Source organism: Chromatiales bacterium 21-64-14 (assembly GCA_002255365.1).
Taxonomy (GTDB): Bacteria; Pseudomonadota; Gammaproteobacteria; order 21-64-14; family 21-64-14; genus 21-64-14.
In genome coordinates, this window is record NCBI01000011.1 from 31,032 (window position 1) to 51,849 (window position 20,818).

Sequence of the window (20,818 nt, forward strand, 5' to 3'; positions counted from 1 at the left end):
GGTGGTATGCACGCAACACTGGGTACTGGCGCTCATCATCATCAGGTCGGTTCCACCACGATGGGTCCGATCGCGGGGCCCAAGCCCACGGTGCCCGCAAGCGCTGCCGGCAACCAGACGCAGCCGTCGGGGACACGTGTGTCGCCTTGCACCGGCACGATCGCACGGTACTCGCCTTGCGATACCGAGACGTTACGCCCTTCGGTCAAGCCCAGGCGTTGGATCATGCCCGGATGAACCCGAGCCACGGCGTCGGAGGCGTAGTCGGTCTTTTGCAGCGCCGCCGCGCGCCGCACCAAGGGGTCCAGATTGTAGATCGGCACATCCCCGATACGGGTCAAGCCGCCCACCGGCGTCGTCAGACTCAGGGCCGCGCCACCATGGATGTGATTGTCTGGGCGCAGCTCACCGCAGCACCGGCGCAGTTCGTCCCGCACCTGCTCCGAGCTTCCATAGTCATAATCGCGGAGATCGAGCAAATTACCCAGCACCCGTAATACCTTCCACCCTGGACGTGATGCGCCCTGCGGGGCGGATGCCCCCTGGAAACTCTGCCACCGGCCTTCGACATTCACGTAGGTCCCGGAGGTTTCCGTGAACGGTGCAATCGGGAGCATTACATCTGCGTAGGCCTTCATCGCCTCGCTGCCGTAGGGACTCAGCACCACGGTGAACTCCGCAGCGCGCGCTGCGTCATGGGCCCGCGCGGCGTCATGGCAATCGAACTCCGGTTCCACGTTGAACAACAGCAGCGCCTTGCGTGGCGCCTCCATCATGGCTGCGACGTGTAGCCCCGCAACGTCTACCGGTATAGCGCCCGCATTCCGGTGCGGGACCGCTCCCGCCAACCAGGCGCCGGCGCTGTTGGCGGCCTCCGGCAGATAGCCCAGGGGCGCACCGCACGCCTCGGCGATCAGTCCGGCAAGGGCACGCAGCAGGGCCAAGTCCGGGTGGGCGATGGCCAGATTGCCCAACAGGACCGCCCCCCTGCGCGTCTCCTTCAGCACCCGGGCCATCGACTTCGCCGCGACATCCGGGACCACCCCCTGGAGACACGCCTCGACCCGCGCGGGCACCGCGGTCCGGGTCTCCTGCGCCAGGGCCTTCGCCAAGCCGGCCACGGCCCGGACCATACCGGCGGGATCCGTCACAACGGTCTCGGTCACCGGGAAGTGGAACTCGAAATCGATGGGGTTGATAACCATCACCCGCGCACCGCCCAACGCCGCCTTGCGCAGCCGGTGCGCCGCGATCGGTTGTTCGTGGCGCACGTTCGAGCCGATCAACAGCGCGGCGTCAAGACTCTCCAGATCCTCGATGGACTGGCCCAGCCAAGGAAACGGCGGAGCCAGATCCTGATCACGGAAGTCCGCCTGGCGCAGCCGATGGTCGATGTTATGGCTGCCGAGCCCGCGTACCAACCGATTGAGCAGATACAGCTCTTCCAACGTCGCCGTGGGCGACACCAGTGCGCCGAGCTGCTCGGGCCCTTCGCGCTCCACGATGCCATGGAGCCCATCGCGAACCCGCTCCAACGCCACGTCCCAATCCGCCGGTTCCCAACGCTCACCACGCCGGATCATTGGGCCATCGAGACGGTCGGCCCCGTAGAGACCCTGGTAACTGAACCGGTCGCGGTCCGACAACCACACTTCGTTGATCGCCTCGTTTTCCCTCGGCACCACGCGCATGACCCGCCCGCCGCGCGTATGCACCGCAATGTTTGAACCGATCGAGTCATGCGGCGCCACGCCCGGAAACTGCCGCAACTCCCAGGCGCGCGCGGTAAAGCGGAACGGCTTGGACGTCAGGGCGCCGACCGGGCAAACGTCGATCACGTTACCGGACATTTCAGAACGGATACCACGTTCGATATAGGTGTCGATGCGCATATGTTCGCCGCGGCCGATGCCGCCGAGCTCCTTCTGCCCGGCGATAACATCCAGGAACCGGATGCAACGGGTACAGTGGATGCAGCGGGTCATATCGGTGGCGATCAACGGACCAAGGTCGTGGTCCGCAACCACCCGCTTACCCTCGGAGAACCGGGAGATGCTGCCGCCGAACCCGAGTGCGAGGTCCTGCAACTCGCACTCCCCCCCCTGGTCGCAGATCGGACAATCCAGGGGATGGTTAATCAGCAAGAACTCCATGACCGCCTTTTGCGCGGACAACGCACGTACCGAGCGGGTAAAGACCCGCATGCCCTCCGCCACCGGCGTGGCGCACGCCGGGACCGGCTTTGGAACCTTCTCAACCTCCACCAGGCACATCCGGCAATTGGCGGCCACCGGCATCTTCTTGTGGTAACAGAAACGCGGGATCACGACCCCCGCCGCGTCTGCCACCTGGATAATCATTTGGCCCTTGCGCACCCGGTACGGCGTCCCGTCGATCTCTACGGTGATCAGGTCATGCTGAGGATCAGGCGTCGCGTTCATGCCGCCGCTCCGGTCCGGGCGGCACCGTCGGAGCCCACCAGACAACACTTGTGCTCGATGTGATGCTCGAACTCCGCCCGGAAGTGGCGTACGAAACTCTGCACCGGCCAAGCAGCGGCGTCACCGAAGGCACAGATGGTGTGGCCCTCGATCTGTCCGGCGGCGCTGGTCAACAAGTTCAGATCTTCGGGCCGCCCCTGGCCGTTCTCGATTCGGGTCAATACCCGATACAACCAGCCGCAACCCTCCCGACACGGCGTGCACTGGCCGCAGGATTCCGCGTAGTAGAACCGCGAGATTCGCATCAGAGCCCGCACCATGCAGGTACTGTCATCCATCACGATCACGCCGCCGGAACCCAACCCAGAACCCGCTTTCTGCAAGGAGTCGTAGTCCATGTCGAGTTCCATGGCGACATGCGCCGGCAGGATCTTCATGGACGAGCCGCCGGGGATCAGCGCTTTGAGCACATGCCCATGACGCACACCACCCGCCAGCGCCAGCAGGTCCTTGAAAGGCATGCCCAGCGGAACCTCGTAGTTCCCGGGTCGGTTGACGTGACCGGAGACCGAAAACACCTTGACCCCGCCGTTGTTGGGACGCCCAAGACCTAGAAACCACTCGGGTCCATTGCGGATGATCGATGGGACCGAGGCGAGAGTCTCGGTATTGTTGATCGTAGTGGGTCGACCATAGAGACCATAGTTGGCGGGAAACGGCGGCTTGAACCGAGGCAGGCCCTTCTTGCCCTCCAGGGATTCCAGCAACGCGGTCTCCTCACCACAAATATAGGCGCCGGCACCCAGGTGGGTATGCAATTCGAAATCCACTCCGGAACCGAGGATATCGCGTCCGATCAGTCCGGCAGCACGAGCCTCCTTCAGAGCCGCCTCGAAGCGCTCGAAGGGCTCATGATGAAACTCTCCACGCAGATAATTGTAACCGACCGTCGCACCCATAGCGTAGGCGCCGATGGCCATGCCTTCGATCACGGCGTGGGGATTGAAACGCAGGATATCGCGATCCTTGCAGGTGCCCGGCTCGCTTTCGTCCGAATTGCAGACGATGTACTTCTGCACCGGGGCGTTCCGCGGCATGAAGCTCCACTTGAGCCCGGTCGGAAAGCCAGCGCCTCCGCGCCCGCGCAACGCGGATTTCTTCACCATTTCGATGATCGTTTCCGGCGGCGTCTTCTCTTTTAGGATTTTTTCCCACGCCTGGTAGCCACCGACCTTGCGATAGGTTTCCATCGTCCATGGTTCATCGAACCGCAAGGTTGCGAAACAGATCTGCGCCTCCATCTTGTTACTCCAAACTGTCCAGGATGGCATCCACCTTCGCGGGTGTCAGATGCTCGTGGTAATGGCCGTCGACGGCCATCATCGGTGCCCCCGCACAAGCCGCCAAGCATTCCTCCTCGACCTTCAGGGTGATATTCCCATCCGGGGTAGTCTCACCGAGCCGGATACCGAGGCGTTGCTCGACATGCCGGATGATCTCCTCGGCGCCACAGAGCATGCACGATATATTGTTGCAAATCGCGATTTTGTGGCGCCCGATCGGCTTGGTGTACAACATCGAATAGAAAGTGGCCACCTCGTAGACCGAGACCCGCGGCATCCCCAGGTACTCGGCTACCGCGTCCATCAACTCCGGCGTCAGCCATCCATCGTTCTGTGCCTGGGCAATAGTAAGTGCCGACAGCACTGCGGACTGCTTGCGATCCTCGGGATACTTGGCGATCCAATGATCGATCTCCGCCCGCGAACTGGCGCTTAGGCACTCAATCATCGATTCCCGGCCGCGGTCGGCCATCAGAACAACCCTCCCGGTCCCAGTCTGTGCACGGCCATCATCGGTCAATCTCCCCGAACACGATATCCTGGGTGCCGATCAGCGCAACCACGTCCGCCAGCATATGTCCGCGGCCCATTTCGTCCAACGCCGCCAAATGCGCGAAACCCGGCGCCCGGATCTTCAGGCGGTAGGGCTTATTGGCTCCATCGGAGATCAGGTAGATGCCGAACTCCCCCTTGGGGTGCTCCACCGCCGCATAGGCCTCCCCTTCCGGAATGCAGAACCCCTCCGTGAACAGCTTGAAATGGTGGATGAGGGCCTCCATGTCGGCCTTCATTTCCTCACGGGATGGGGGTGTGATTTTGTAGTCCGGAACCACCACCGGACCGGGATTTTTACGCAGCCAATCGACGCATTGCCGGATGATCTGGTTGGACTGGCGGAACTCCTCGATCCGGACCAGGTAGCGATCGTAGCAATCCCCATTCGTGCCCACTGGGATATCGAAATTCAGGCGGTCATAGACCTCATAGGGCTGCTTTTTCCGCAGGTCCCATTCCACGCCTGAGCCGCGCAGCATGGGCCCGGTAAACCCCAGCTGCAAAGCCCGTTCCGGGGACACCACCCCGATACCCACGGTGCGTTGCTTCCAGATGCGATTGTCTGTGAGCAAGGCCTCGTATTCGTCCACATATCCGGGGAGCCGCTCGGTGAAGTCCTCGACGAAGTCCAGCAACGACCCTTCCCGGGCACGGTTGCGCCTGCGCACGTCCCGCTCTCCATGCCACTTGGACGATTTGTATTGGGGCATGTGCGCCGGCAGGTCCCGGTAGACACCGCCCGGCCGGTAATAAGTCGCGTGCATGCGGGCGCCCGAGACGGCTTCATAACAGTCCAGCAGATCCTCGCGCTCGCGAAAGCAATACAGAAACACCGTCATCGCCCCGATATCCAGCGCGTGGGTTCCGAGCCAGAGGAGATGATTCAATATGCGCGTGATCTCGTCGAACATCACCCGGATATACTGCGCTCGAATCGGCGCTTCTATCCCCATGAGTTTTTCCATGGCGAGCACGTAGGCATGCTCGTTGCACATCATGGACACATAGTCGAGCCGGTCCATATAGCCGATGCTTTGGTTGTACGGCTTGCTTTCCGCGAGCTTTTCGGTGGCGCGATGCAACAAGCCGATATGGGGATCGGCGCGCTGGATGACTTCCCCGTCCATTTCCAGCACCAGCCGCAGCACCCCGTGGGCCGCCGGGTGCTGCGGCCCGAAGTTCATCGTAAAGTTCCGGATCTCAGGCATCACAATTCCGCTTTCGATCAGTTGAAACGCATCACGCCGGCCCAAGCCTGCGCGTGCCGCCGGTACACTATCGCGCCGGGATCTTCGGGTCCGGCGCTGCGCCTCCGGTCTCGAGCTTGCGTACCTCGTAGCGATGATCATGCCGGATCACCCGCGGCACTAATACCCGAGGTTCGATACTGACGGGCTCGTACACCACCCGTTTTTTCTCCGGATCGTAACGTACCTCGACTGTTCCGCTGAGCGGAAAATCCTTGCGGAACGGATGGCCGACGAAACCGTAGTCGGTGAGGATCCGGCGCAGATCAGGGTGCCCCTCGAAGATAATACCGAACAAGTCGAAGGCCTCCCGTTCATACCAGTTCGCACTGTTCCAGACACCCGTGACCGAGCCGACTACGGGAAACGCCTCATCGACGGCGTAGGTGCGGACACGCAGGCGCACATTGTGTAAAACGGAAAGCAAATGGTAAACCACCGCGTAGCGCGCGCGCTCCGGGCGCCGGGCCTCCTCAATCTCCGCGTCGTGCCCCAAGACCCCGCGGCTGAACCCCTGGCTGGTAGCACCTTCGGAAATCCACTCGGCCTCGCCGTACTCCGCGTAGTCCACGCCGCACAGATCAATCAGCTGTTGGAACGCGAAATCCGCCTCGTCACGCAACGCCGTGCACAGCTCCACGAGCCGGTCGCTGGAGACCTCGATGGTCACCTCGCCGTGGGCCGTTTCGGAGCGCTCCAGCATGTCGCCAAAGCGTTGCTGGAGCCGTCCTGCCAGTGACTCGATGGATTCCGCCATGGCGCCGGTCCGTCAGCGGGCGATCGTGTTAGTGCGCCGGATCTTGTTCTGCAACTGCAGAACACCGTATAGCAGCGCCTCGGCAGTGGGTGGACAACCGGGAACGTAGATGTCCACGGGCACGATGCGGTCGCAGCCTCGCACCACCGAATAGGAATAATGGTAATAACCCCCGCCGTTGGCGCAGGAGCCCATGGAGATCACCCATTTCGGATCGGCCATCTGGTCGTAGACCTTGCGCAATGCGGGCGCCATCTTATTGACCAGAGTCCCGGCGACGATCATCACGTCCGATTGGCGGGGACTGGGTCGGAATACCATGCCGAAACGATCCATGTCATAGCGCGCCGCCGCGGCGTGCATCATCTCTACGGCGCAGCACGCAAGGCCGAAGGTCATGGGCCACATGGACCCGGTGCGTGCCCAATTCACCAGTTTGTCCACGGAAGTGATCGCCCACCCGCGGTCCTGCAGTGCCGGCAGCACACTCTCCGCTACTCCCATTCCAGGGCCCCCTTCTTCCATTCGTAGATGAACCCGATCACCAGGATGCCCAGGAACATGGCCATGGCCATGAACCCGAACAGGCCGATTCGGTGCAAAACGATGGCCCAGGGGAACAGAAACGCGATTTCAAGATCGAAGATGATGAACAGAATCGCCACCAGATAGTAGCGAACATCGAACTTCATGCGGGAGTCTTCGAAGGCCTCGAAGCCGCACTCGTACGCGGACAACTTGGCGGAATCAGGCTTGCGAGGGCCGAGGATAAAACCGGCGGTAATCGCGATGGTGCCGACCAGGAGGCCGATCGCGATGAAAATCAGAATCGGTAGATAATTCTCCAGCATGCTCCCTCTCCCGGCAGGGCTGCGCACCAACACGGGCGGTTGGTTTGAACACTCGTCCGGGTACGCTACCGATCCCCGCCCCGCGCATCTATTCGAGTCTAGGCCAGATGCGGAACCGGTGTCAAGCTGCGGGATCCCCAGAAATTATATTATAATCAAACAGATGAATCGTTTTTAGCCACGTATAAAAACACCAAATCCTGGATGCGTCCGTAACCCACGAGTTGGTGCCGATGGCCGGAGTCGAACCGGCACGGCTTGCGCCACCGCCCCCTCAAGACGGCGTGTCTACCAGTTCCACCACATCGGCGATACGCGCCCGGTCCCACCGGGCTTCAAACCCTCGCCCATCCTCGACCCTTGCCGCCTACTGCGGCGTCTTTGGAACCGCCGGCAGGTCGCCCGGCTTGCCGCTACCCTGGGCCGGAACGGTGGAGGCCGGCGCCGAGGGGAGGTCCGACGGCGCGCCCCCGCTGCTCTGAGCGCCGGCAGGCTTCTCCGGCTGGGGCAGCACCGGCGCGGGCAGGTTTTGCTCCGCGACGCTCTTCGGCGCGATCTGCTGGCCCGAGAGGTATGCCAGGGCGAGGCTCGTAATGAAAAACAGGGTGGCAAGGATCGCCGTCGTCCGGGACAAGAATGACGACGAGCCGCGCGCCCCGAACACGGTTCCCGAAGCCCCCGCACCGAACGCCGCGCCAGCGTCTGCGCCTTTGCCGTGCTGCAGCATGATCAACCCGACCATGGCGCACACCAGCAGTATATGGATCACCAGCAATATGGCATGCATATGCTACGACCAACACTCAGTAAGATTCGGTAAAATCAATGAAGCCCCGCGCTGGCGGCCACTCAGCGGGCGGCCGCGCAGATCGCGAGAAATTCTTCAACCTTCAGGGATGCGCCGCCGATCAACCCGCCGTCGATGTCAGGCATGGCGAACAACTCAGCGGCATTGGAACCCTTCACGCTGCCACCGTAGAGCAGGCGCAGGCGCCCGGCGATTGTATCATCCCGCGCCGCGATCGTCCCGCGGATGAAGGCATGCACCTCCTGGGCCTGCGCCGGGCTTGCGGTCTTGCCCGTGCCGATGGCCCAGACCGGCTCGTAGGCGATCACCCCATGGGCCAGTTCCCCGACCCCTGCCAAGTCCAGGACTGCGGTCAGTTGGCGCGCCACCACCTGTTCGGTCACACCGGCCTCGCGTTCTTCCAGGAGTTCGCCGACGCACAGGATCGGCAGCAGGCCGGCACGCCGAGCGGCCACGAACTTGCGTGCCACAACGGCATCATCTTCGCCGTAGAGATTGCGCCGCTCAGAGTGGCCCACGATCACGTAGGTGCAGCCCAGCTCGGCCAGCATGGGCCCCGAGACTTCGCCGGTGTAGGCCCCTTCGTCCTGGTCGCACAGATCCTGCGCACCCCAGGCCACCGGTGTACCCTGCAGCAGGTCCGCGACCCTGGGCAGGTGCACAAAGGTCGGACACACCGCGACCTCAGTATCCCCGACAGACCCCAGGCCGGCCTTGATTCCACCCGTCAGCGCCGCGATGCCCGCCCGCGTCCCATTCAGCTTCCAGTTCCCGGCCACCAGCCTTCGTCGCATCCCGAATACTCCGCCTGCTACCTTCAAAAGCGCTCGCAAGCTTAACGGGATAGGCCTGAGAAATCAAACGGAAACGGTGTCGCTCGGGATCAGGCGGGGGGCGTGGCGCCGGAGCGGGCCAGCTCCCGCTCCACCACCTGGGCCAACTCCCGGGCCAAGCGCTCCACTTGGCCGGCGTCCGCGCCTTCCACCATGACCCGGATCAGGGGCTCGGTCCCGGAGGGGCGCAGCAATACGCGCCCACGCCCGGCGAGCTGGGACTCCGCCGCGCGCACCGCGTCCTGTACCCCATCCGACATGCAGGGCGGCGCGCCATTGGACGCCACGCGTACATTCACCATGTGCTGGGGATATTTGGTCATGCCGGCCTTGATGTCGTGCAGAGAGCGGCCGGTCTCGCGCATCGCCCAGAGCACCTGGAGCGCGGAGACGATGCCGTCGCCGCTGCGGGAACGGTCCAGGCAGATGATATGCCCGGAGGATTCGCCGCCCAGGGTCCAGTCTTTTTCCTGGAGCATCTCCATGATGTAGCGGTCGCCCACCGGCGTGCGGTGAAAATCGATACCGTGATCCCGCAGGGCGTGCTCGAGCCCCAGATTGCTCATGACGGTGCCGACCACCGCCCCGCTCAGCATCCCGCGCTCCTTGCGGAACCGCGCGAGGATGTACAGGGCCTCGTCGCCGTCGACGATCTCGCCCAGGTGGTCCACCAGGATCAGGCGGTCACCATCGCCGTCCAGCGCGATCCCCAGGTCCGCCTGGTGTTCGAGGACCGCGTCGCGCAGCGCCTGCGGGGCGGTGGCCCCGCATTCGGCGTTGATGTTCAGACCATCCGGCTCCACCCCGATGCCGATCACATTGGCCCCAAGCTCGTCGAATACGCTGGGGGCGACGTGGTAGCTGGCTCCGTTGGCACAGTCCACCACCACGGTCATACCCCGCAGGTCGATGCTGTGGGGGATCGTGCTCTTGCAGAATTCGATGTAGCGCCCGGCCGCGTCGGCCACGCGCTCGGCGCGCCCCAGCCGGGCCGCGTCCACGGTCTCGAAGGGAAGCGCCAGCGCGTCCTCGATGGCCAACTCCAGCTCATCGGGAAACTTCGTGCCGTCGGAGGAGAACAACTTAATTCCATTATCATAGTAAGGGTTATGGGAAGCACTGATCACGATCCCGGCACAGGCGTGGAGGGTGCGGGTCAGGTAGGCGATCGCCGGCGTGGGCATAGGCCCAGAGAGGAGGATATCGACGCCCGCCGAAGACAACCCCGCCTCCAGGGCCGACTCGAACATATATCCGGAGATGCGGGTATCTTTGCCGATCAGGACCTTGCTCCCGCAGTCCGCCCCCAGCACTCGCCCCACGGCCCAACCCAGCTTCAGCACGAACTCCGCAGTGGCCGGAAACGTCCCTACCCGGCCCCGGATCCCATCGGTGCCGAAATAACGCTTCGTCGCCGGCTCCGCGCGTACCGGTACGGGGCGCGTCAAATTGGCGTCCGTCATGATCCCATCCCTTTGTTTTGTTGTGTAACCGTCCGCCGGCACGGATACCGCTGCGGCCCCGTGGCGGGTCGTTCTCCGCGCCTACGCCGTCGGCCCCTTATCACCCGGCGGACGCCGTTCCGGCGCTGCGCACCGCGTGGGCCCACCGAACCGCATCCAAAGTAGCCGCCACGTCGTGGGTGCGCACCAAGGACGCGCCCTGCCAGACTGCCAGGGCCGCGGCCGCCACGCCACCTGCCAGCCGCGCATCCAGGGCACGCCCCAGGACTCGGCCCAAGACCCCTTTGCGCGACAGGCCCACCAGGATCGGGCAACCCAGCCCCCGAAACACCTCCAGGTGCTTGAGCAGCAGCAGGTTGTGGGCGTCGGTCTTGCCGAAACCGAAACCGGGGTCCACCAGCAACCGTTCCTGCGCAATCCCCGCCCGCTGGCAGGCGGTGAGCCGTTGCGTCAGGAATTCTAGCACTTCGGCCACGACCTCCCGGTACCGAGGCCGGTCCTGCATGGTAGCCGGAGTGCCCTGCATATGCATGAGACAAACCGGCACCCCCAGATCCCGGACGACCTCCAGGGCCCCCGGCAGGCGCAGGGCATAGACGTCATTGATCAGGCCGGCCCCGGCGGCGACCGCCGCCTCCATGACATCTGCCTTGCTGGTATCCACCGAGATCGGCACCGGCAGTTCCGCGCTTAAGGCCTCGACCACCGGAATCAGGCGGTCCAGTTCCACCCGGGCCGGGACCGGAACGGCACCAGGACGAGTAGACTCGGCGCCCACATCGACCACCGCGGCACCCTCTGCCACCAGTTGCCGCCCACGGACCACCGCGGCCTCCGGGTCCATGAACCGCGCCCCATCGGAGAAGGAATCCGGGGTGACGTTGAGGATCCCCACCACCTGAGGTAGATCCAGGTCCAGGGGTTTGCCGGCGCAGTCGAGCTTCATGCCGAAATCCGGTACCGAGAACAGAAGCGCGGACGGAAGGGTCTAGGGGCCCGTCGAAGTAATCTGCGCGCGGTGAGGGGCATGGGAAATCGAGTACAGATTCTCGACCGCTCGAGGAGCATCGTCGGCGCTAAGCGACGAGAGGGGTCGAAAATTGGGGCCGATTTGACACCGTCTCAATAGTGCCATGACTACTCGGACAGGTTCCTAAGGGATCCCCGCGGCGGCGCAGAACCGGAGCCGCCCGGGGACGCGGGGCCAACTCCGATCCGGGACTCAGTGCTGCTGGGCGGGACCGCCGATCTTGCCGTCCGCACGCGGCGGGCCCGCAACAGCGACCACGGGACTGTCGACCGGTTGCCCGGTCTTGGGCTCCGAATCGTCCCAATCCACCGGAGGCCGCGGCGGGCGCCCGGCCATGATGTCGTCGATCTGCACTGATCCGATGGTCTCATACTTCATCAGGGCCTCCGCCATGATGTGCAGCTTGTCCGTATTGTCCTGGAGGATCTGCGCCGCCCGCTTGTAGTTCCGATCCACCACCGCGCGGATCTCCTCGTCGATGGCGTGGGCGGTTTCGTCGGAGACCTGCTTGTGCTTGGCTACGGAATGGCCCAGGAATACCTCGCCATCCTCCTCGCTGTAGGTCAGCGGGCCGAGCTTGTCGGACAGGCCCCACTTGGTCACCATGTTGCGGGCGATCTCGGTGGCGCGCTGGATGTCGTTCTGGGCCCCGGTGGTCACGAACTCCGGTCCGAAGATCAACTCCTCTGCGAGACGACCGCCGAACAGGCTCGAAATCTGGCTCTCCAACCGACGCCGGCTGAAACTGTAACGGTCGCCCTCCGGAAGAAACAGGGTGACACCCAGCGCCCGGCCCCGCGGAATGATACTGACCTTGTGAATCGGGTCATGCTCCGGCACCACGCGGCCCACGATGGCATGGCCCGATTCGTGATACGCAGTGAGCTTTTTCTCCTCGTCACTCATAACCATGGAGCGGCGCTCGGAGCCCATCAGCAACTTGTCCTTGGATTTCTCGAAGTCGCCCATCTCCACCACGCGCTTGTTGGCACGCGCGGCGAACAGCGCGGCCTCGTTCACCAAGTTGGCCAGATCGGCGCCGGAGAACCCCGGTGTGCCGCGCGCGATCACCGTGGCGTTCACGTTGTCCGCGATGGGCACCTTGCGCATGTGCACCTTAAGGATCTGCTCCCGCCCCCGCACATCCGGCAGCGGAACCACCACCTGGCGGTCGAAACGGCCCGGGCGCAGCAAGGCCGGATCCAGCACGTCGGGGCGGTTGGTAGCGGCGATGACGATCACGCCCTCGCTGCCCTCGAAGCCGTCCATCTCCACCAACAGCTGGTTCAGGGTCTGTTCGCGCTCGTCGTGCCCGCCCCCGAGGCCCGCGCCGCGGTGCCGGCCCACGGCATCGATCTCATCGATGAAAATGATGCACGGGGCGTGCTTCTTGGCCTGCTCGAACATGTCGCGCACCCGCGAGGCGCCCACGCCCACGAACATCTCCACGAAATCGGAACCGGAGATGGTAAAAAACGGGACCTTGGCCTCGCCGGCGATGGCCTTGGCGAGCAGGGTCTTGCCGGTGCCCGGGGAACCCACCATCAGCACGCCGCGCGGGATCCTGCCGCCCAGGCGCTGGAATTTGGACGGGTCGCGCAGGAATTCCACCAGCTCCGCCACCTCATCCTTGGCCTCCTCCACGCCGGCCACGTCGGCAAAGGTGACTTTCACCTGATCTTCGCTGAGCATCCGCGCACGGCTCTTGCCAAAGGACAGCGCGCCGCGGCCGCCTCCGCCACCCTGCATCTGGCGCATGAAGAAGATCCACACGCCAATCAACAGCAGCATCGGGAACCAGGAGATGAAGATCTGCATCAGCAGCGACTGCTGCTCCGGCGGACGCGCCTGGATCTCCACACCGTTCTTGAGGAGATCCCCAATCATGGACCGGTTGTCGGTCTCCGGGCTGTAGCTGGTAAATTTGTCGCCGGAACCCAGCGTCCCATGGATGACCCGGCCGTTGATGGTCACCCGGCTCACCTGCCCGTTGTTCACATCATGGAGAAACTGGGAATAGGCCACCGACTGGGTGGGGGTCGTCTTCGGTCCAAAATTGTTGAACACCGACATCAGGACGATCGCGATGATCACCCAGAGGATCAGATTTTTCGCCATATCATTCAAAACACAGACCTCCCACGGGGGACCAGGCCACGCCGGTCGGCCGAAGCGGGGCCATGCACCGTCGTTTTCCAGCGAATCGGCATGTAAACCACCATACTATATCTTGAAACCTCGGGCCAGGAGGTAGACCTCGGCACTCCGCGAACGGGACGCCTTCGGCTTGCGCACCGCCACGTTATCGAACCGCGCCCGCAATTCCTTCAGGTAGGAATCAAAGCCCTCCCCCTGGAACAGCTTCACCAGCAGATCCCCGCCCGGGCGCAACACCTCCTGGGCAAGCAGCAGGGCCAACTCCGCGAGGTACACCACCCGTGGCTGATCGACAGCGCGCATACCACTGATATTGGGTGCCATGTCGGACATTACAAGGTCCACCGCTCCTCCCGCCAAACAGCGCCGGAGGGCCCCCAGCGGCTCCGGGTCGCGAAAATCCCCCTGCAGGACCTCCACCCCCGGTAGCGGCTCCATGGGAAGGACGTCCAGGGCCACAACCCGTCCGGCGGGCGCAACCCGGCTGGCGGCGAACTGGGACCAACCCCCTGGCGCCGCGCCCAAATCAATCAGCGTCATCCCCGGGCGCAGGATGCGGTCGCGCTCCTGGATCTCCTGGAGCTTGTACACTGCCCGGGAACGGAAGCCCTCCCGTTGTGCGCGGCGCACATAGGGATCCTCGTGGTGTTCCTTGAGCCAGCGGCTACTGCTCTTGGTGCGCGCCATGTTCGGGATGTCCCGTGCCCTAAAACATCGGAATCAGGGGCGCGGGGCCCGCGAATCGGGGGTGCCTTTGCGCCCCGCGATCGGGCGCGCACCACCGTGGCGCACCAGCACCCACCGGGTACGGGCCACGATCCAAAGCAGACTCACCACGCCGTACCCCGCCAGCAACGCCAGTTGCCCCAGGGCGCCCGCCACGATGCGGCGGTGAATCAGCACCAACACCACGCCCACCACCAGCAGCAGGCCGAGCTCCAGCTTCACGCCGTTGAAGGGACTTGCCCCGATAGTGAACCCGCGCCGCGGGCGTGTTATGTTGTGCGCCGATTTTCTCAAAGACAGGCCCTACGGCAGCACGCCTTCGTGACACTTACGGGACGACAGAAACAGCAGTTGTTTGGCCGCGCACAGCGGCTCAAACCGGTCGTGATCGTCGGGGGCGCGGGCCTCAACGACGGCGTGCTCCAGGAAATCGAACGCGCCCTGGAACACCATGAACTCATCAAGGTGCGGGTGAACGCCGCCGACCGTGCCGGACGCGAGCAGCTCATCGAACGGATCTGCGCCGCCAGCGGCGCGAACCTGGTGAAACGGGTCGGCCACGTCGCCACCCTGTTCCGGCGCAACCCGGGCCACCCGGTGGTCCCGTTGTCCTGATCGCGGCACCGTCAGCACAGCCGGGATTCGAGCCCAAACAGCACCCGGGCGACCCCCAGCAGGCGATCAATCACAAACAGCACGGTCACACCCCATGCGGCCATGCGAACCGCGCCCGGTCTACCGCGCCGGCGCTGCGCACTGTATCCATAAAAGGTTCCAGGCCAAACTCACCCACCGCCGCCAGCAATAACATCGCCGCCAGCACCCCGACCCGCCAGCCGCCAAACGGTCCGCGCCGGTACCACTGCCCCGCCAGCAAGACCCCACCGCACCCGAGCCCCAAGTAGCTTATGGCACCGAACAGATGGCCCGCCATCCCGGCCTGGGAACGGCGCTCCAGCACCGAAAAGATCACCGGCGCCGCCATGAATCCGATCACCCACATCCCACCCACCCACAACGCCAGCAGCACGCGCTCTCCCGCCGCGTAGGCCGGATGGATCTGTGACCCCGACATCGGAACCCTCCGGTGCGTCCCGCGCACCCGGGTCCGCAGGGGAAACGCAAGCGGCCGATCCGAACCGACGCCCGGGACTGGGAATCGTCTGGCATCCCGATATGCGGCGATGCCGGTGCCCCACCTGGGCCGAAGTCCGGAAAACGCGCCTGTGGACATCACCCCCGGATCGGACGCGGCGTGGCCGGGCGTCCACAGTATACCCTGATCGCGCTATGCTGGTCCCCGGAAACCCGTCCAGCGGCGCATACGACCTGGCGGCGCGCCGCGCGGCTTGGAGGACTTGCATAGATGAAGGTCAATAGCCTGATCCACCGCTGGGAGCGCGCGTCTGGCGCGCCCCACACCCGCCACGCCTATGCGGTGCGGCTTCCGATCCACGACGCCGCCCGCATCGCTGCGCTCGCGGAGATATACCCGAACCGCACGGAGACCGAAATCATCACCGACCTGCTGTCCGCCGCCCTGGACGAACTGGAGGAAGCCCTTCCTTACGTTCCCGGCAGCCGCACCGTCGCAGAAGACGAGTTCGGAGATCCCCTCTACGAAGACGTCGGGCCCACACCGCGCTTTGAGACTCTGACCCGCAAGCACCAGGAACGGCTGGGATCCGCAGCCGGTGACGCACAGGAGACCGCTACCGGCGGTTCCGGTCTGCAACCCACCGGGAATTAGGCGTTGAGCCAAGGAAACTTCGCATCTTGGTCTGTGGGTTCCGTGGCCATTTGTTTACGATACAGGCACTAAGTAAAGGGCGGGATACACAGACCGTAGAACGCCAACGCGTAGTCGACTGTGTCGAGGCGGGCGCAGGATGTGCGCCTCGTCCTAATGAGTGCAACGGCGACCACAAGCGCACGCCGGTGCGAGCCCCAGATTAGAACCTATCTCAAAATCGCAGATCGGGCGTTCAGACAAGGCGCGGGCCCTGCGAGGAGCGCAGTTTACACCCACTAAATGAGCACCGCAGCAGGGCCTGCAACGCCGCATGGGCGACCGAGATGCATTTGAGACAGGTTCTAGTCGCGCGGGGGCATGTATTCGGTGCGCGGGTAATCCGGGCGCGCGGGGAGTTCGATACCGACGTTGTCCAGGGCCGCGGCCAATGACGCACCCTCCTTGCCCACGGCATCACCCTGCCCGCGCAGCGTCTCCAGGATCAACCGCGCCTCTTCGGTACTCATAACCACCACCACCTTTTCCTTGTCTTCCTGTTCCACGTACATGGGACCGTCCCTCCTACCCAATGCCAGCTACCCCCGCGCGCCCACCGGCCGCGCCGGCCCTAACCAACCTCGCAATGCGCAACGCGGCCCACTGACCGCCTACCGATAGGACGGATGCCGCACGCCAGGTGACCATGGATCAGGGGGCTGGCGGAAAGAATTCTTGGCGTTGTAACGCGCCGCGCGCAAGATGCTGGAAAGATTAAGCGCGGCGGAAGAAACCGCATCGGCGTGTTCACTCAGGGCCCCTGCCAGCGCATCTCCTTCCGAAATTTCGAACGTCAACCGGATCGTATCCTCGGGTTGCTTTTCAACATTCATGTCTCGCCTCCATCTGACATGGACATCGGGAACGGCGGCGCAAACGGAACACCCGGCGGGAACCACCGCCCGAGACGTTGAGTATACACCCCCGCCGCTCTGCCGGAGTCCGTAATCCATCCGTAAGCCAACGATCATCCACTGGCCGTGGAAATCCCCTGCCATGGCGCGGAACAGGGCATCAGGGCGTTCCTGCACGATGATGCAGGTCACCGTCAGCCAACCGGGCACGGCATTCTTCAGCGCGGCGCCAACCGGCCGGGAACGGTTAGGCAATATATATAGAGCATCGTCCCACGGGTCGAGCGAAAACCGCCTTGACACCCGCCGCTACCCGGGACGAACATGGGCGAACAGCACTTGTAACTGAACACCAGCACCACTCCGCGCCCTGGGCAGACACCCAAAGGTCTTGCCGCAACACTGAACGTATACGCACCGTGTTGCGGATCCAATCCTCGATCACATGAAATTCGGAGTAGCCATGCCTGCACCAGAACTGCAAATTCGCGTCGACACGCGTGAACGCGGAAAACTCATCAAACGTCTCGAGCAGCTAGAAGGCGTAATCCTGACTTTCGTCGAGCTGGAGGTCGGGGACTATATCCTCCCCGGCGGTATCGTGGTCGAACACAAGTCGGCTACCGATCTCATTCTGAGCGTCGTTGACGAGAGCCTATGGGAAAACGTGAAGAAGCTCGGGGACACATACGACAAGGTCGTCTACATCGTCGAAGGCGACCCATACACCGCCCGCTTCCATCAAAAAGCCTTGGATATCCATCGCGCAATGGCGCATATGACCATCGCGAAGGATGTCTCAATACTACCCAGCCCCGACGCCGACAACAGCGCAATGCTTATTTATTTGATGGGGCTAGCAGCATTGGAACGCGCAACTCGGGAACCGCCAGCCTCGTAAAGCGTCCGGCCAAGCGGGCCAATAGGGCCAGACTCGATTGATCAGGGCGTGGCACCATTGGGCGTTCACACAGCCGTCCGCACACGTAGGGGCACTCGCAGTTGCGCGTTAACGCGAGCCCTTTGCATTTCTGCCATCCTGCGGCGGAAGGAAAATCTCCGAAACGCCCATGCCAGGAAACGAGATGCTCACCAGCAGTTACCGTGGAAAAGCCTGCTCAGTGCGCATGACCACCGGATTGATCGCCTTGATATAGATGGCTGCGCTTATAACGCGCATAGCCATACCCCAGCAATACCTTGATGGCGGCGGAAACTGGCAACGCAAGCAGCACCCCTACAAAGCCAAACAATGCCCCCCCCGCCATGATGGCGAAGATAACAACCAGCGGATGCAATCCGATGCGCTCTCCCACCATACGCGGCGTAAGCACAAACCCTTCCATCATCTGCCCAATAGCGAATACCGCAAGCACCCCCAACCCCAGAACCGGCGTCATCCCCTGCACCAGTGCAGACAGCAGGGCCAACAGAACACCGCTTATCACCCCAAGGTAGGGCACGAAGCTGAGCACGCCGGCGATCACGCCGACCGCTAACGCGTCTTGCAAACCTATGGCCCACAAGCCGACGGCGTACAGCAGACCGAGAGACAGCATGACCAGCAACTGGCCGCGAAAAAATGCGGCGAGGACTTCATCGCATTCATGCGTCAAGCGGACAATGCCGGCTGCGTACCGCCTTGGCAGGATATCCTGTGCGCGTTCGGTCAAGCCGTGCCAATCACGCAGCAGATAGAAAGTCACCACCGGCACCAGCACGATATTGATCAGCCATCCAACTACAGCGCTGCCGGAACTGATCGCATCTCGCGCGACGCTGCTGAGGGTTCCGGTATATTGACTCAACAACTTGCCGATACTCGTCGCATTGAGCCCCGCAATATTGATGCCAAGATGCTGCTGCAACCACGGCATAGCGCTGAACTGCGCCCATTCCGCGAGCGTCGGCAAACGGTCCAGCAACATGGCCATTTCACGCCCGACGAGCGGCATCATCAATAGCAATATCAGCGCCAGCGCCAACACCATCAGCAGAAAGGTCACCAGTACTGCGCTGCTGCGTCCAAGGCCGATGTGGGCCAGCAGACGTTCCAGTCGATCGGTAAACGGGGCGGCCATGTATGCCAGCAATGCGCTGATGAGAAACGGCGTCAGGACCGGCCCCAGGAGATAAACAAGCAAGCCAATGACAATGACCCCGGCGAATACCAACAGCCTGTCGGTGGCGTTCACGTCACGCGATTCCCGAGAAAATATCGTGGGGCCTGCAGGTCAAGGACGCGAATACGCTCCTGCTCGCTAGGCATCGAGGTTACACCGGTTGCTCGCAGCAACCCGTTCCAAACAGGCTCGGGTCAACATGCTACCCCCGCCTGAAACACCACAACGTCCGGAGCGATCTGCACAGGGCCTTGAACCTCAGTAGTATCGGCCAGATGTCGAAGGTGCTCGCTCATGTCGTGATCGAGCAGGATATGTATAGCAAGACATTTAGGCAAAGTTTCGCCGGTTTCAATTTAGGCGGTCTGTACATGATTTGCAAAACAAATCTTCCCCCCTTCATTGCCAGCACTCAAGGTTCAGCGTTAGCGGATGCGCGCCGGGTGCACCGCCATTCTCCGAGAGCAGCGACTCGAAGCCACCTTATCCATGAACATCCAGTTGCCAAAGTTGGGGTCTCCAACGACCGGTGCAAACCAAGCCGACGCAGCCAAGGTGTAAACGGCGCTCCGCGCAGGGCCCGCGCCTTGCCTGAACACCCGATTTGCGATTTTGAGATAGGTTCTAAGCTGCTGTGAGCGCCACTGGTTTCACTGCCGCGTGAGCCAGCCCACTCTCGCAAAAGACACTATAGATCGGGCGCGGTGTGGTCTCTTGTTCTGTGCGCTCTGCGCTGTGGCCACAGAAAACCGCCATCTACGCGGCGGGCATCATCATGGATGCGGGATCCGATACCCACTACTGCGGAACTACACCGAAGGTTTAACGCAACAACTCCGGGGATATCCCCGCGCGCTCCAGAATCTGGCGCAGGCGTTGGAGGGCCTCCAGCTCGATCTGGCGTACGCGCTCGCGCGTCAGGCCGATCTCCCTGCCGACGTGCTCCAGGGTGGTTTTCTCGTAGCCCAACAAACCGAAACGGCGCTTCACCACTTCCTGCTGCCGCTCGTCGAGTTCCCGCATCCACAGATCCAGGTTGACCAGCACGTCCTGATCTTCCACCAGTTCGCTCGGGTCCGGATTGTTCTCGTCAGGGATGGTATCCAGGAGAGAACGCTCCACGTCATCGCTGACCCGGGAATCCACGGACGCGGTGCGTTCGTTGAGCCCAAGCATCCGTTGCACCTCGGCGGCGGGCCGGTCGAGCAGATCGGCGATCTCCTGGGGCGTTGGCTCCCGGTCCAGGCGTTGGCTCAGGTGGCGTGCGGCGCGCAGGTAGAGATTTATTTCCTTGACCACATGGATGGGTAGACGGATGGTGCGGGTCTGGTTCATCAATGCCCGCTCGATGCCCTGGCGGATCCACCAGGTGGCATAGGTAGAGAAGCGGAACCCGCGCTCCGGGTCGAATTTCTCTACCGCGTGGATCAGCCCGAGGTTGCCCTCTTCGATGAGATCCAGCAGGGGCAAACCGCGGTTCATGTAGCGCTTGGCGATTTTCACCACTAGGCGCAGGTTGCTCTCGATCATGCGCTGCCGCGCAGGCTCGTCGCCGCGTTGCGCAAGGCGCGAAAAATGCACTTCTTCCGGAGCGGTGAGCAGGGGCGAGAACCCGATCCTGCTGAGATAAAGCTGAGTGGCGTCGGTCGCCGCGTATGACTCGGGGGCAGGGGCTGGAAGGGAATCGCCGCTCGCATCTTCCTCGGCGGCGGCGAGAGCATCGGAGGAGGGGTCGTCCGAGGACGCCGCCGGTGCGTCGCCACCAGGCCCGCCGGGGTCTTGTTCGTCCCGCCAGTCGTCCGATGTACCGTGACGATGCATGGCACCTAGCCCCCTGTTCG

At 63.1% G+C, this 20,818-nt stretch carries 22 protein-coding genes and 1 tRNA gene; 3 read left to right on the forward strand and 20 right to left on the reverse strand.

Features of this window, described 5'->3' with window-relative positions:
• Positions 1–41: 41 nt before the first annotated feature.
• From B7Z66_07395 to B7Z66_07465, 15 genes are all read right to left on the reverse strand, one after another.
• Positions 42–2,441, reverse strand: coding sequence for an NADH-quinone oxidoreductase subunit G (locus B7Z66_07395; protein ID OYV76745.1), 2,400 nt, complete (start codon positions 2,439–2,441; stop codon positions 42–44).
• Positions 2,438–3,742, reverse strand: a complete 1,305-nt coding sequence (locus B7Z66_07400; GenBank protein OYV76746.1) for an NADH-quinone oxidoreductase subunit F — start codon at positions 3,740–3,742, stop codon at positions 2,438–2,440. The genes B7Z66_07395 and B7Z66_07400 overlap by 4 nt, the downstream gene beginning before the upstream one ends.
• A gap of 4 nt (positions 3,743–3,746) precedes the next feature.
• Positions 3,747–4,256, reverse strand: coding sequence for an NADH-quinone oxidoreductase subunit E (locus B7Z66_07405; GenBank protein OYV76747.1), 510 nt, complete (start codon positions 4,254–4,256; stop codon positions 3,747–3,749).
• A gap of 37 nt (positions 4,257–4,293) precedes the next feature.
• On the reverse strand, positions 4,294–5,547 hold the full coding sequence (locus B7Z66_07410) for an NADH-quinone oxidoreductase subunit D (protein ID OYV76748.1): 1,254 nt from the start codon (positions 5,545–5,547) through the stop codon (positions 4,294–4,296).
• Between the two features lie 67 nt (positions 5,548–5,614).
• Positions 5,615–6,343 carry an NADH-quinone oxidoreductase subunit C gene (locus tag B7Z66_07415; protein ID OYV76749.1) on the reverse strand — a complete coding sequence of 243 codons (729 nt, stop codon included), beginning with the start codon at positions 6,341–6,343 and terminating at the stop codon, positions 5,615–5,617.
• Between the two features lie 12 nt (positions 6,344–6,355).
• Positions 6,356–6,847 (reverse strand): NADH-quinone oxidoreductase subunit B, encoded by a 492-nt coding sequence (locus B7Z66_07420; GenBank protein OYV76750.1) that lies wholly within the window; start codon positions 6,845–6,847, stop codon positions 6,356–6,358.
• Entirely contained in the window at positions 6,838–7,194 is a 357-nt protein-coding gene (locus B7Z66_07425; GenBank protein ID OYV76751.1) for an NADH-quinone oxidoreductase subunit A, read from the reverse strand. Before B7Z66_07425 ends, B7Z66_07420 begins: the two co-directional genes overlap by 10 nt.
• A gap of 225 nt (positions 7,195–7,419) precedes the next feature.
• A tRNA-Leu gene (locus tag B7Z66_07430) sits at positions 7,420–7,504 on the reverse strand.
• A gap of 57 nt (positions 7,505–7,561) precedes the next feature.
• Positions 7,562–7,981 (reverse strand): preprotein translocase subunit SecG, encoded by a 420-nt coding sequence (locus B7Z66_07435; GenBank protein ID OYV76752.1) that lies wholly within the window; start codon positions 7,979–7,981, stop codon positions 7,562–7,564.
• Between the two features lie 62 nt (positions 7,982–8,043).
• On the reverse strand, positions 8,044–8,796 hold the full coding sequence (locus B7Z66_07440) for a triose-phosphate isomerase (protein OYV76753.1): 753 nt from the start codon (positions 8,794–8,796) through the stop codon (positions 8,044–8,046).
• Between the two features lie 89 nt (positions 8,797–8,885).
• Positions 8,886–10,298, reverse strand: coding sequence for a phosphoglucosamine mutase (locus B7Z66_07445; GenBank protein OYV76754.1), 1,413 nt, complete (start codon positions 10,296–10,298; stop codon positions 8,886–8,888).
• Between the two features lie 100 nt (positions 10,299–10,398).
• A complete protein-coding gene (locus B7Z66_07450; protein ID OYV76755.1) occupies positions 10,399–11,244 on the reverse strand; it encodes a dihydropteroate synthase in 846 nt (281 codons plus the stop codon).
• A gap of 276 nt (positions 11,245–11,520) precedes the next feature.
• The gene (gene hflB, locus B7Z66_07455) at positions 11,521–13,455 is read right to left on the reverse strand and encodes an ATP-dependent metalloprotease (GenBank protein OYV76756.1); all 1,935 of its coding nucleotides are present in this window, start codon (positions 13,453–13,455) and stop codon (positions 11,521–11,523) included.
• 96 nt (positions 13,456–13,551) lie between these two features.
• Positions 13,552–14,172 (reverse strand): 23S rRNA (uridine(2552)-2'-O)-methyltransferase, encoded by a 621-nt coding sequence (locus tag B7Z66_07460; GenBank protein OYV76757.1) that lies wholly within the window; start codon positions 14,170–14,172, stop codon positions 13,552–13,554.
• A gap of 33 nt (positions 14,173–14,205) precedes the next feature.
• Positions 14,206–14,433, reverse strand: coding sequence for a hypothetical protein (locus B7Z66_07465; protein ID OYV76758.1), 228 nt, complete (start codon positions 14,431–14,433; stop codon positions 14,206–14,208).
• Positions 14,434–14,532: 99 nt separating this feature from the next.
• On the opposite strand from B7Z66_07465, the gene B7Z66_07470 reads away from it, so the two are divergent.
• Entirely contained in the window at positions 14,533–14,826 is a 294-nt protein-coding gene (locus tag B7Z66_07470) for an RNA-binding protein (GenBank protein ID OYV76759.1), read from the forward strand.
• A gap of 85 nt (positions 14,827–14,911) precedes the next feature.
• Here the strand turns inward: B7Z66_07470 and B7Z66_07475 are convergent, their stop codons facing one another.
• Positions 14,912–15,445 carry a hypothetical protein gene (locus B7Z66_07475; GenBank protein OYV76760.1) on the reverse strand — a complete coding sequence of 178 codons (534 nt, stop codon included), beginning with the start codon at positions 15,443–15,445 and terminating at the stop codon, positions 14,912–14,914.
• Between the two features lie 132 nt (positions 15,446–15,577).
• Between B7Z66_07475 and B7Z66_07480 the strand changes: the two genes are divergently transcribed.
• Complete coding sequence (locus tag B7Z66_07480; GenBank protein ID OYV76761.1) at positions 15,578–15,961, forward strand: type 1 pili tip component; 384 nt, start codon at positions 15,578–15,580, stop codon at positions 15,959–15,961.
• 344 nt (positions 15,962–16,305) lie between these two features.
• Here B7Z66_07480 and B7Z66_07485 read toward each other — a convergent pair whose 3' ends face one another.
• Together B7Z66_07485 and B7Z66_07490 are read right to left on the reverse strand one after the other, a co-directional pair.
• On the reverse strand, positions 16,306–16,512 hold the full coding sequence (locus B7Z66_07485) for a hypothetical protein (GenBank protein OYV76762.1): 207 nt from the start codon (positions 16,510–16,512) through the stop codon (positions 16,306–16,308).
• A 99-nt stretch (positions 16,513–16,611) separates the two neighbouring features.
• The gene (locus B7Z66_07490) at positions 16,612–16,833 is read right to left on the reverse strand and encodes a hypothetical protein (protein ID OYV76763.1); all 222 of its coding nucleotides are present in this window, start codon (positions 16,831–16,833) and stop codon (positions 16,612–16,614) included.
• A 484-nt stretch (positions 16,834–17,317) separates the two neighbouring features.
• Here B7Z66_07490 and B7Z66_07495 point away from each other — a divergent pair, with 484 nt between their 5' ends.
• A complete protein-coding gene (locus tag B7Z66_07495; GenBank protein OYV76778.1) occupies positions 17,318–17,755 on the forward strand; it encodes a hypothetical protein in 438 nt (145 codons plus the stop codon).
• A gap of 217 nt (positions 17,756–17,972) precedes the next feature.
• On the opposite strand, the gene B7Z66_07500 is transcribed toward B7Z66_07495, so the two are convergent.
• Complete coding sequence (locus B7Z66_07500) at positions 17,973–19,049, reverse strand: hypothetical protein (protein ID OYV76764.1); 1,077 nt, start codon at positions 19,047–19,049, stop codon at positions 17,973–17,975.
• A gap of 750 nt (positions 19,050–19,799) precedes the next feature.
• Positions 19,800–20,798, reverse strand: a complete 999-nt coding sequence (locus B7Z66_07505) for an RNA polymerase sigma factor RpoS (protein ID OYV76765.1) — start codon at positions 20,796–20,798, stop codon at positions 19,800–19,802.
• Positions 20,799–20,818 lie beyond the last annotated feature (20 nt).